We start from the raw sequence: 11583 nt of genomic DNA on the forward strand, positions 1-11583 counted from the left end.
GTGGTTCCGCGCGCTTAAAAAACAAACACGATCATCAGGAGGACGCAGATGACGATCAGAGGATTCCTCAAAAACCTGTGCCTGGCGGCCATCGGCTGCGGCGTCGCGGCGGGCGCGGCGCTGGCCCGTGAACCCGGCGTCGCGCCGATGATTCCGCCCGGTTTGACCATGGGTTTGCCCATCGCCGTCAACCCGCCGCCGGGCGTGTATCTGACCAACCGCACCGCTTATTACACGGCCAAACTGTACGACGACGACGGCCATTACAACGGCCAGAAGGCCAAGATTTTTTCCAATTCGGTTCAATTGACCTGGGTTCCCGGCGTCGAATTGTTGGGCGGAACCTACAAGGCTTTCATCACCGCGCCTTACCTTGACATCCAGCAGGATCGCACGACCACGGCGGTTGGGCGGCTGGGATCCTGGCATACGTCGGGCTTTGGCAACCCGAAGATCCAGCCGTTCGATCTCGCCTGGAATTTGGGAGATGGCTTCAACGTCACCGCCGGGGTCGGGGTGTATCTGCCGTTGGGCAACTGGTCGGCGGGATCGGCGATCAATCTGGGCGGCAATTTCTGGACGGTGGAGCCGAGCGTCGGATTCACCTATTTGAAGGACGGCTGGAACGCGTCCTTGCAGGTGCTTTATGACGTCAACACCCGCAACAACAAAAACAAATACCTCTCCGGCGATCAGGTGTTCGTCAACGCGACCGTGACGAAAACCATCGAAGACTGGACGGTCGGCCCGGTCGGTTATTATCAAAAACAGGTTACGGCGGACAGCAACAACGGCGGTCGCGCGACCTTCGGCGGCGCGGTGTTCAAGGAGCCGGAACAGTTGGCCCTTGGCCTGCTGGTCGGGCGCCAGATCGGCCCGATCCGCTTCACCGCCATGGCGACGAGCGAGGTTCTCACCCGCAACACCTATGGCGGGCAAAAATTCTGGCTGAACGCCGCCTACAAGTTTTGACCTGCGTTTGTCCGATGCCGGGCCGGGCTGCCGGCGTCGGATCGCACGGATCGGGAACGGCCCGTCTGCGTTCGCAGGCGGGCCATTTTCGTTCCTCCGGCAAAAAGCGCGGCCCCTTGCAAACCAACCCAAAAAAACATTGAGGGAACGTCCATGACCAATTTTTGCAGCGTCCACATCCCATGGCGGCTTTGCGCGGTCGCCGTCGCCGCCGCCTTTCTCATGCTTATCAATGTCGTCGGTTTGGCCGCCGCCGAACCGCTGAAAGTCGCGGTGATTGAAGCGCCGCCGTTTGGCATGAAAGGGCCGGACGGGTCGCCTGTCGGCGCGGCGGTCGACGTTGCGGTCGCGTTGGGCAAGCGCGCTGCGGTCGCCGTTGAACCGATCCTGCTGCCGCGCGTTCGCATTCCAGCGATGATGGCCGAAGGACAGGCCGATCTGGCGGGCATGGTCGCCTCTCCGGCGGCGGACGCCATCGGTCATCGGTTGGCCCCGATGCAACCGCTGTCCACCATCATCCTCAGCCGCCCCGGCGCGCCTATCGGCGCTGTCTCTGGGTTGGAGGGCAAGACAGTCGCTCTGCTGCGCGCCGCCAACTATGACCCCCGGATCACCGAAAACCCGGCAATCCGCAAACAGGAGGTGTCGAGCTACGCCAGCGGCCTGAGCCTGCTGATGGCGGAGCGGGTGGACGCGTTGATCGGCCCAGACATGGGGCTGTATTTCGAGGCGACTCAGATGGGGTTGACGCGGGCCAGATTCGCGCCGCCGCTAGTCGTCAACAAGCTGGACGTGTGGCTCTACTTGTCCAAGGCCTCGCCCCAGGTCGGTTTGCTTGAGCGGCTGAAAGGGGCTGCCCAAGCGCTGGTCGCCGAGGGGTTCGTCGAGTCCAGCATGAAGGCCTATGTGCGCTGAGCCCCGGTTCCGGTTTTGGAGTCCGGGTAGACGGATTTCAAAGTCAGGTTCAAGTGTTCGATCAGCGCGTTGGCCGCCGTGTCGGCGTCGCCGCCCAGCAGGGCCTTGAGCAGGATGGCGTGGTGATCCAGGAACTCGTCGAGATCCTGGATCCCGCGCATCATCAGCCGCCGGTAACGTTGCGCCTGATCGTAAAGCGTGTCGTGCAACCCCAGCAGGCGCGGGGAGTCGCAATGGGCGACCACGGCGGCGTGAAACTGCTTGTGCGCCCGCTCCAGATCGGCGGCCTCGGCCCCTTGGCCGCTGCGCAGCCGTTCCACCGTGCGCTCCAGCCGGGTGAAGGCGGCGACGACGCCAACCTCCCATTCATCGTCATCGCGGCGCATGGAGCGCAGCAGCGCCTCGCGCTCCACCATTCGGCGGTTCAGCGTGATGTCCTGAAGATCGGCTTCCGACATCGGGGCGACGCGAAAGCCCCGGTGGCTTTCGTTGGTGACGAATCCCAGCGTGGTCAGCCGCGACAGCGCCTCACGCAGGGGCGACGCGCCCATGCCATAGTGCTCTTTCAGCGATTCGATGCGCAACTTGGCGCAGGGTTCCAATGCGCCCGATACGATGTCGTCGATGATCCGCTGAACCGCGACGTTCGCCAGCGTGTCTTCGGTGGCTGTGTCGGCCATTGTTTTTGCTCCAGTCCCGTGCGCTGCCTCAGGAGAATCGAAAGCCTGTTCACCACCGTCAAGGCCATTTTATCGAGAAACTGGGTTTTGGCGATGCGCTGGACAAAATAGCGCATCATGACCATTGACTCCGCCAACCAAATTGGTATGTTTAATAACAGTTATTGAGAATTTCAAATAAGCGGCGACGCCGCCGCACGCCCGAAGGGAGGACGTGTTGCCAAAAACGATTCCGACACGCGCGGTTCACCTGGGCGCTCTCGACGTGTCGGTCGAGCGCCGCCCCGATGGCGTCGCGCTGGTGAGCGCCGCGCAACGGTTGCCGCCCTATCCCGACAAGCTGACTCTGCGGTTGGAGCATTGGGCGCGCGCGACGCCCGACCGGCTGTTCTTGGCCCAGCGCGGCGCAGATGGCGCATGGCGGGAGATCACCTACGCCCAAGCGCTGGCGAGCGTGCGCGCCCTGGGGCAAGCCTTTCTGGATCGTGGCCTGTCGGTCACGCGCGGCGTGGTGGTGCTGTCCAACAACAGCGTCGAACACGCGCTGATGATGTTGGCGGCGCAATATGTCGGCGTGCCGTACGCCCCGGTGTCGCCCGCCTATTCGCTCGTCAGCAGCGATTTCGGCAAGCTGCGCCATGTGCTGGGGCTGTTCCCGCCGGGGCTGGTCTACGCCGACGACGGCCATCGGTTCGAGCGGGCCTTCCGCGTCGCCGTGCCGCCGGACGCCGATTTGGTCATCGCCCGCAACCCGCCCGACGATTTGCGCGTGACCCTGTTTGACGATCTGCTCAAAACCCCGGTGACGGCGGCGGTGGACGCCGCCCATGACCGGGTTGGCCCGGACACCATCGCCAAGATCCTGTTCACCTCGGGATCCACCGGCATGCCCAAGGGGGTCATCAACACCCAGCGCATGCTGTGCAGCAACCAGGAGATTCTGGCCTATCTCTTCGCCTTTCTGCGTGACGAACCGCCGGTTTTGGTTGATTGGCTGCCGTGGAACCACACCTTCGGCGGCAACCACAATTTCGGCATCGCCCTGAACAACGGCGGGACGCTCTACATCGACGAGGGCAAGCCGATGGGCAGCGGCGTCGACGTCACCGTGCGGAACCTGCGCGACGTCTCGCCGACCATGTATTTCAACGTGCCCAAGGGCTATGAGGCTCTGTTGCCGCATCTGGAGGCCGATCCCGACCTGTGCGAGCGCTTTTTCCGCCGGGTCAAGGTTCTGTTCTACGCCGGCGCCGGTCTCGCCCCCCATGTCTGGCGCAAGCTGGACGAGTTGGCGATCCGCGCGGTGGGCGAGCGCATCGTCATGCTGACCGGGTTGGGCGCGACGGAAACCGGGCCGATGGCGCTGAACGCCAACCGCCAATACGACCAGCCGGGCCGCATCGGCCTGCCGATGCCCGACGTGGTGGTGAAGCTGGTGCCGTCGGGCGACAAGCTGGAGGCGCGGATCAAGGGGCCGAGCGTCACGCCGGGCTATTGGCGGCAAGAGGAGCTGAGCGGCAAGGCGTTTGACGAAGAAGGCTTCTACTGTCTGGGCGACGCCATCCGTTTCGCCGACCCGGACAACATCGACGAAGGCTTCGTCTTCGATGGCCGCATCGCCGAGGATTTCAAGCTGGCCACTGGAACCTGGGTCAGCGTCGGAACCTTGCGGGCGCAGGTGATCCAGCATTGCGCCCCGTTGGTCGAGGATGTGGTGGTCGCCGGGCATGACCGCGACGACATCGCCATCATGATCTTCCCGCACGCGGCGTCCTGTCGGGAGTTGTGCCCGCATTTGGAGCCGTCGGCGACGTTGGCCGAGGTTTTGAACGACCATGTGGTTCTGGTGCGCTTCCGCGCCTTGCTGTCCAGCTTGGCCGGGGGCAGCACCGGCAGTTCAACCCGCGTCGTCCGCGCCGTTCTGTTGAGCGAGCCGCCCTCGCTCGACGTCGGCGAGATCACCGACAAGGGGTCGATCAACCAGCGCGCGGTGTTGAAGAACCGCGCCGCCTTGGTCGAGTCCCTCTACGACCCAGCCCCCGGGCCGCAGGTCATTTCCATCGACGGGTGATGTTTCGCAGCTTCATCCTGCGCAGCCTCCCTTCCAAGCCGCGCAGACACTGAAAACCGGGCGCTTTGCGGCGCCCGGTTCTTTTTTTCGGCGGCTCGGCGTTCCGCGCCGGATCAGGCGGCGTTTTTCAGGCCAAGCAGTTTGACGGCGTTGTCCTTCAGGATCAGTTGGCGCACCTCGTCCTTGATCGGCAGCTTGTTGAAATCGGCGATCCAGCGATCCGGGGTGATGAGCGGGAAGTCGGACCCGAACAGAACCTTGTGCTTCAACAGGCTGTTGGCGTACTGGACCAGAATCGCCGGGAAATATTTGGGCGACCAACCGGACAGGTCGATGTAGACGTTCGGCTTGTGGGTCGCCACCGCCAGCGCCTCTTCCTGCCAGGGGAAGGAGGGGTGGGCGAGGATGATCGGCATGTCGGGGAAATCCGCCGCGACGTCGTCCATATGCATCGGGTTGGAGTATTTCAGGCGCAGACCGGCGCCGCCCGGCATGCCCGCCCCGATGCCGGTCTGGCCGGTGTGGAACAGGGCGGGCAGCTTGTGTTCGGCGATGACTTCATAGAGCGGGTAGGCCATGCGGTCGTTGGGATAAAAGCCCTGAACGGTCGGATGGAATTTGAATCCGCGCACGCCGTACTGTTCGATCAACTTGCGCGCTTCGCGGACTCCCATCTTGCCGCGCGCCGGGTCGATGCTGGCGAACGGAATCATCACGTCCTTGTTTTGGGCGACCAGTTCGGCCACCTCGTCGTTGGGGACGCGCGGCATGCCGGTGCAGCATTCGGCGTCCACGGGGAAGATGACGCAGGCCATCTTGCGCTGGCGGTAATACTCGGCGATTTCCGGGATGCCCGGCTGGCCCAAATCATTCTTGAAGTATTTCGCCTTCGCCTCCTCCATCGCCAAGGCTTCTTCCAGAAGCGGGGCGCGGCAGGATTTTTCGGCGTGGGTGTGGATGTCGATGGCGACAAGTTCGTCGACGTTCATGGTGGGGTCTCCGGCCTTCCGGCTCTGGGATGGTTCAGGATGATGGTGGGCGCTGCGATTGACACTGCGTCGGCAGACGGAAAATCATCTTCTAGTTACTATAATGGAAAATAACATTTATGGCGATACCATATCGCGGCGACCTCTGTTACGATCACCGCTCGTTTCCGCACCAGAGTCGCAAAGAAATGACCGGCAGTCGCCCAACCCGCTCCACCGCTCGCCGTGCTCCCGTTTCATCGACCACCAGCCCGGAGCCGGACGGCGATGCGGCGATTGATTACGGCGTGCTGGGCGAATCGGTGGGCTTTTTGCTGAAGCGGGCGCAGATGGCGGTTTTCGCCGACTTCATCGCGACCTTCGCCGCCGCCGACATCCGACCGGCGCAATTTTCGGTTCTGGTCATCGTCGGGCGGAACCCTGGCTTGAAGCAATCGCAGGTCAGCGCCGCGCTCAGCATCAAGCGGACCAACTTTGTGCCGCTGCTCGATTCCCTGGAGGATCGCGGGCTGGTCAAGCGCAAGATGGCGGCGATGGATCGCCGGTCCCACGCGCTGCATTTGACGCCGAAGGGCGTGGTCCTGCTGAAGGAGCTGAGCCTGTTGTGGGAGCAGCACGAACAGCGGATTCAGGACAAGCTGGGCGGCGATGGCCGGGCGCAGTTGTTGGCGTTGTTGACCGGCCTGGATGGATTCGGCGGCGCGTCTGGCCTGGACGAGGTTGATCTCGCCGAACTGCCGCCGCCCACGGCCAAGCCGCGTGGGCGACGGGCGGCCAAACCCGCCGCCGAACCGATCTGACCGAAGGTCAGCGCGGCGGCAACCGCAGCGCGCCGTCCAGCCGGATGACCTCGCCGTTCAACGCCGGGTTGGCGACGCAATGGGCCACCAGATCGGCGAACTCCTCCGGCTTGCCCAACCGCTTGGGGAAGGGGATCGAGGCGCCAAGGCTGGCCTGAACCTCGTCCGGCAAATTGCGCATCATCGGGGTGAGGAACAGGCCGGGGGCGATGGCCAGCACGCGGATGCCGAACTGCGCCAACTCGCGGGCAGCGGGCAGGGTCAGGGACGCGATGCCGCCCTTGGACGCGGCGTAGGCGGCTTGCCCGACCTGCCCCTCGAACGCGGCGACCGACGCGGTGGAGACGACGACTCCGCGTTCCCCGTCCGCCAGCGGGTCGAGCGTCGCCATGTCGGACGCCGCCAAGCGCAGCATGTTGAAGCTGCCGATCAGATTGACCTGAACGACGCGGGCGAAATCCTCCAGCGGCTGTGGCCCGTCGCGGCCCAAGATCCGCTTGGCGACGCCGATTCCCGCGCAATTGACCAGCACGCGGGCTGGTCCATGGGCTTCGCGCGCCGTCGCCAACGCCGCGATGGCGCTGTTCGGGTCGGTGACGTCGCAGGCGACGCCGACGCCGCCGCCAACGCCGCCGTTGAGTTCCGCCGCCACCGCGCGGGCGGCGTCGGCGTTGACGTCAAACACCGCGACCTTGGCCCCGGCGGCGGCCAGCGCGCGCGCCGTCGCCGCGCCCAAACCCGATCCGCCGCCGGTGACGATGGCGGCCTGTCCCTGGATGTTCATGGTGCGCGGTCCTTTTCGTTTTGCCGGATGGTCAGAATTCGGTGACTTTCTTGGCGCGCTTTTCCAGGAAGGCGCGCAGCCGGTCCTTGGCGTCGTCGCTGCCCTGGGCGACGGCGGCCATCAGCGCCTCCATCATGAAGCCCTGGCGGGGGTCGGCTTCGGCGATGCGGGGCAGGGCGTGGATGACGGCGAAGTTGGTGATCGGCGCGTTCGCGGCGATCTTTCCGGCCAACTCCAGCGCCTTGGCCAACCCGTCGCCCGGCTCCACCAGATATTGGGCGAGGCCCATGGCGTAAGCGGCCTCGGCGTCATGGACGCGCCCGGTCAGCATCATGTCGGCCATCCGCGACACGCCGATCAAGCGCGGCAACCGAATGGAGCCGCCGCCGCCGACGAAGATGCCGCGTTGGCCCTCGGGCAAGGCGAAGTAAGCCCCGCGCTCGGCGACGCGGACGTGGGTGGCGCAGGCCAGTTCCAGCCCGCCGCCGACGACGGCCCCCTTCAGGACCGAAACGACTGGCACGCGCCCGAACTCGATCCGCTCGAACACCCGGTGCCACATCATGGAATGGGTCACGCCCTCCACCGTGCTGCGCTCCGACAATTCCGACAGGTCCAGACCGGCGGAGAAATTGTCGCCGTCGGTGGCCAGCACCACCGCCTTCACGCTGTCCGGCAGGGCGGCGAAGAAAGCCTCCATGCCAAGAATGGTTTCGTCGTTCAGCGCGTTGCGCTTTTCCGGGCGGTCCAACCGCAAGATGGCGACCGCGCCGCTCTGTTCGGCGCGCAAGGAGGCGGGCAGGATGCCGGTCAGGATTGGCTCGGTCGGGGGCATGGCGTCACCATTTAATTCTTCTGAATGATGGTTATATTAAATAACAGTTTGAGCGGCGCCGGTCAACCGCTCTGAAGGCCGCGCTGGACGCGCATGGGCCATGCGGGCCTTCACGATGGTCGCGGGCGTGGCGTCGAACCGAACGCGCGGGCTTCGTTTGTTACGGTTCGCTCGATCAAACGGAAGGCTTGCAAATTTCCAAATCGAGACGTTGATCGCATTTTGCGAGCCAAGTTGCTTTGAAAACGCAAAAAGACGGGACATTTTTGGTCGGACAAACGGGAGAATAGACCGACAGAACCTTGAGGAATCTTAGGGGCCGTCAAAAAATCTGAAACGGTCATGAGTTGGCCCGCCAATTGCTGTGACAAGACGCCACAGGCCGCGCGACCGAATCATTCGAGAAGCGAGCCGCGTCACAAAAGAAAACGCCATCCGGGAATGGCGAGGAGACAATCGCATGAGCCGCAAGATCAAAAGCATCCTGGCCGCCGCCATCCTGTTCACCCCGCTGTCGGCGATGGCGTTTGACGTCGACGCCTACAAGGCGGCGGCGACGGAATCCATCCGTGAATTGCTGACCGGGACGATCACGGATCCGGCGGCGTCGTTGGCGCGCCAGGAAAAGTTGATGGCGATGGGGGTCGAAGCCGGCAAGGAATACGCCAAGGACAATCCCGCCGAGGCGAAGATCATGGATCTGCTGGCGGCCAGCGCCGAAGGCATGAAGGGGATGACCCCCGACCAGTTGGAAGCCAAATGGGGCGACGCCGGCGACGCGGGCGACGCGGTGGGCTTTCCGCTGAAGTCTTTGGACCAGTTCAGCAAGACCCGCAATCACATCGACGTCGTCGTGCATCCGGCCCGCGCCTACACCTTCATCAAGGCTTGGCAAACCAGCAAGAGCAAGCAGGATTTGGCCGAAGCCAAGGGCGAGTTGAACGAGGTGTTGGAGCATTCGGAAAAGCTGCGCAAGGCGAAGTGAGTGGGCTTCCGACCGATTGATTGAACTGAATCACGCCCCAACGCCCGTTTCCGCAAGTTTGAGGCCCACCATGTTGACATCGATCCGAAGCAAGTTGGTCGCCGGGTTCGCCACCGCCGTCCTGGTGTCGTCAATCCCCGGCGCGGTCGGTTATCTGTCAACCGGGCGGATGTCGGCGGAGGTTGAAGACACGTTGGGGGGCGATGTTCCCATTATGACCGCTGTGCAGGAAGGGCGGGTGCGGGCGTTGCGGGCGATCACCGACGTGCATCTGATCCTGCAATCCCCTCACTCCGATCCGGCGGCGTTGAAGGCTCTGGACGAGGAGTTGGCCCTTGCCGAAATGAATTTTCTGATGGTGCGGGACGGAACCGATTCCGACGGCTTCCGATCCTCCGCCGCCGGTCGTCTGTGGACGGAAAAGGGCGTCACCCTGCAAATTCCGCAACGCCTGACGCTTGACGCCCGGCCCCTGGCGGAAAAGGCGGTGGCGGCGATGCGGACCTTCGCCGCTCAGGCGCGCGAAACCGTGAAACTGCATGACGCCCGCATGGCCTACAGTTTCAAGCTGGATGACGTGCTGTGGGATGTCGGGCGATACGCTTATCTGTTGAAGGCCAAGCAGGCCAAATGGGCCGAAGCGCTGGGGGAAGCGGCGCGTTTCGACACGCCGTTCACAGGAAACATGGACCCGGACAAAAGCGATTTCGCCCGGATGCTGCAAGTCTACAAGCCGCAGGACCCGAAACTGGTCAAGCTCTTTGACCAATACGCCAAACTTGACGGAAAGATGCATGAGACCGCCCGCCAGATCAACGCGGCGTCGACGGACAACAAGCAGTCGATTTTCGACAAGCAGCGCGGGCGATCCTTGCAACAGGCCTCTCACGCTCTTGACGAGGTGATCGACTATGCCTCTCCCTTGATGGCGGACATTGATCGGAACGAGCACGCGGGCATTGAGGCGATGGACGGCAGCTATGGCCAATTGCGGGAGGCCATCGTTCTGTTGAACGACGAGGCGCGCCAGGGGCTGGATGAGGGCACGGCGAATGTTTTTGAGATTCGCGACAAGACCCGGCTCATCACCGTGGTGGTCAGCGTTCTGGGGCTGTTGGTGGCGGGGCTGGTCTCCTGGATTCTGACCCGCGCGTTGGCCGGGCCGCTTGGCCGAATCACCCAGGTGATGGACCGTCTGGCGGGCGGCGACACCAGCGTCACTGTGCCGGAGCTGAACCGGGGCGGCGAAATCGGCGCCATGGCGGCGAGCGTCGCGCAATTCCTGAAAAATGCGATCGACAACAACGCGTTGCGCGCCGAACAGGAGACATTGCGGGAACAGGCCGAACAGCAGCGTCTGGCCGCGCTGGAATCGATGGCCAGCACGGTCGAGCAGGAAAGCCAAATCGCGGTGAGCGCCATTTCCGACCGCACCCAGGAGATGACCGACAACGCCCGCCAGATGGCGGAGGCGGCGGGCCGCGTGGGCGAACATTCGCAAGAGGTGGCGTCCGCCGCCCGGCAGGCGTTGGCCAACGCCGAAACCGTGTCGGCGGCGGCGGAGGAATTGTCCGCTTCGATCCAGGAAATCAGCCGCCAGATCAGCGGCGCCAGCGCCGTCACCCGTGAAACGGTCAGTCTGAGCGCCGAGGCGCAGCGCGCCATTCTGTCGCTCAGCGATACGGTCAGCCGGATTGGCGACATGGCCACCTTGATCGCCAACATCGCCGGTCAAACCAACCTGCTGGCGCTGAACGCCACCATCGAGGCGGCGCGGGCGGGGGAGGCGGGCAAGGGTTTCGCCGTCGTCGCCAGCGAGGTCAAGGCGCTGGCCAACCAGACGGCGAAGGCCACCGACGACATCGCCCGGCAAATCGCCGAGGTGCGCAACGCCACCGGGGCCGCAGTGTCGATGGTGGACAAGATGACCGGGCGGATTGGCGAAATCGACGAAATCGCCGCGACCGTCGCCGGGGGCGTGACCCAGCAGGCCGCCGCCACCCGCGACATTTCACGCAACGTCACCGAAACCGCGACGGCCGCAAGGCTGGTCAGCTCCCGCATCGAAATTGTGTCGAACGACGCGCAATCCACCGGGGCCGCCGCCGCCGATGTGCGGGCCAAAGCCGATGAGGTGGCGGTCAGCATCGCCGCGCTGCGCACGGAAATCGTGCGCGTCATCCGCACATCCACCCGCGACGCCGACCGCCGCCGCGCCCAGCGTTTCGCCGTCAATCAGGTCGGCAGTCTGACCGTTGGCGGGCGGGCGCAGACGGTGATGGTTGAAAATCTGTCGGCGGGCGGGGCGCTGTTGACGACGACGACGGGGATTCCGGCGAATGCGCGGGTCAGCCTGCGTCTGTTGGGCTATGACCGCGAGATCCCGGCTCTGGTGATCGGGACTGAAGGGGGCGTTCGCCTGTCGTTTGACCTGAGCGGGGCGGACGACGAGCGTTTCCAGCGTTACTTTGAGGACACGACGCGAGGCCGCGCGCCGCTGGCCGCGTAACCGGACCCCACAGGTTGGCGCGCGTGGCGCGGAGGTTGATCCG

Annotated in this window: 10 protein-coding genes; 6 read left to right on the forward strand and 4 right to left on the reverse strand. The window is 64.2% G+C overall.

Annotated features, from left to right (window positions below; translation table 11 throughout):
- The first annotated feature begins 48 nt into the window (after positions 1-48).
- Both ACODS4_RS19485 and ACODS4_RS19490 read left to right on the forward strand, forming a co-directional pair.
- Positions 49-972, forward strand: a complete 924-nt coding sequence (locus tag ACODS4_RS19485; RefSeq protein ID WP_488866575.1) for a SphA family protein — start codon at positions 49-51, stop codon at positions 970-972.
- A gap of 153 nt (positions 973-1125) precedes the next feature.
- On the forward strand, positions 1126-1887 hold the full coding sequence (locus ACODS4_RS19490; RefSeq protein WP_488866577.1) for a substrate-binding periplasmic protein: 762 nt from the start codon (positions 1126-1128) through the stop codon (positions 1885-1887).
- Here ACODS4_RS19490 and ACODS4_RS19495 read toward each other — a convergent pair.
- Complete coding sequence (locus tag ACODS4_RS19495) at positions 1875-2567, reverse strand: GntR family transcriptional regulator (protein WP_488866579.1); 693 nt, start codon at positions 2565-2567, stop codon at positions 1875-1877. The two genes, ACODS4_RS19490 and ACODS4_RS19495, sit on opposite strands and share 13 nt — an antisense overlap.
- Positions 2568-2784: 217 nt before the next feature.
- Here ACODS4_RS19495 and ACODS4_RS19500 point away from each other — a divergent pair, with 217 nt between their 5' ends.
- The gene (locus tag ACODS4_RS19500) at positions 2785-4638 is read left to right on the forward strand and encodes a feruloyl-CoA synthase (protein ID WP_488866581.1); all 1854 of its coding nucleotides are present in this window, start codon (positions 2785-2787) and stop codon (positions 4636-4638) included.
- 113 nt (positions 4639-4751) lie between these two features.
- Here ACODS4_RS19500 and ACODS4_RS19505 read toward each other — a convergent pair whose 3' ends face one another.
- Complete coding sequence (locus tag ACODS4_RS19505) at positions 4752-5627, reverse strand: amidohydrolase family protein (RefSeq protein WP_488866583.1); 876 nt, start codon at positions 5625-5627, stop codon at positions 4752-4754.
- A gap of 188 nt (positions 5628-5815) precedes the next feature.
- Here ACODS4_RS19505 and ACODS4_RS19510 point away from each other — a divergent pair, with 188 nt between their 5' ends.
- Positions 5816-6427, forward strand: a complete 612-nt coding sequence (locus ACODS4_RS19510) for a MarR family winged helix-turn-helix transcriptional regulator (RefSeq protein WP_488866585.1) — start codon at positions 5816-5818, stop codon at positions 6425-6427.
- A gap of 7 nt (positions 6428-6434) precedes the next feature.
- On the opposite strand, the gene ACODS4_RS19515 is transcribed toward ACODS4_RS19510, so the two are convergent.
- Together ACODS4_RS19515 and ACODS4_RS19520 are read right to left on the reverse strand one after the other, a co-directional pair.
- Complete coding sequence (locus ACODS4_RS19515; RefSeq protein ID WP_488866587.1) at positions 6435-7211, reverse strand: SDR family NAD(P)-dependent oxidoreductase; 777 nt, start codon at positions 7209-7211, stop codon at positions 6435-6437.
- 31 nt (positions 7212-7242) lie between these two features.
- Complete coding sequence (locus ACODS4_RS19520) at positions 7243-8046, reverse strand: crotonase/enoyl-CoA hydratase family protein (protein WP_488866589.1); 804 nt, start codon at positions 8044-8046, stop codon at positions 7243-7245.
- 460 nt (positions 8047-8506) lie between these two features.
- Between ACODS4_RS19520 and ACODS4_RS19525 the strand changes: the two genes are divergently transcribed.
- A complete protein-coding gene (locus ACODS4_RS19525; RefSeq protein ID WP_488866591.1) occupies positions 8507-9031 on the forward strand; it encodes a hypothetical protein in 525 nt (174 codons plus the stop codon).
- Between the two features lie 70 nt (positions 9032-9101).
- On the forward strand, positions 9102-11540 hold the full coding sequence (locus ACODS4_RS19530) for a methyl-accepting chemotaxis protein (RefSeq protein WP_488866593.1): 2439 nt from the start codon (positions 9102-9104) through the stop codon (positions 11538-11540).
- Positions 11541-11583: the final 43 nt, after the last annotated feature.

This window comes from Azospirillum sp. FG154 (genome assembly GCF_057809575.1).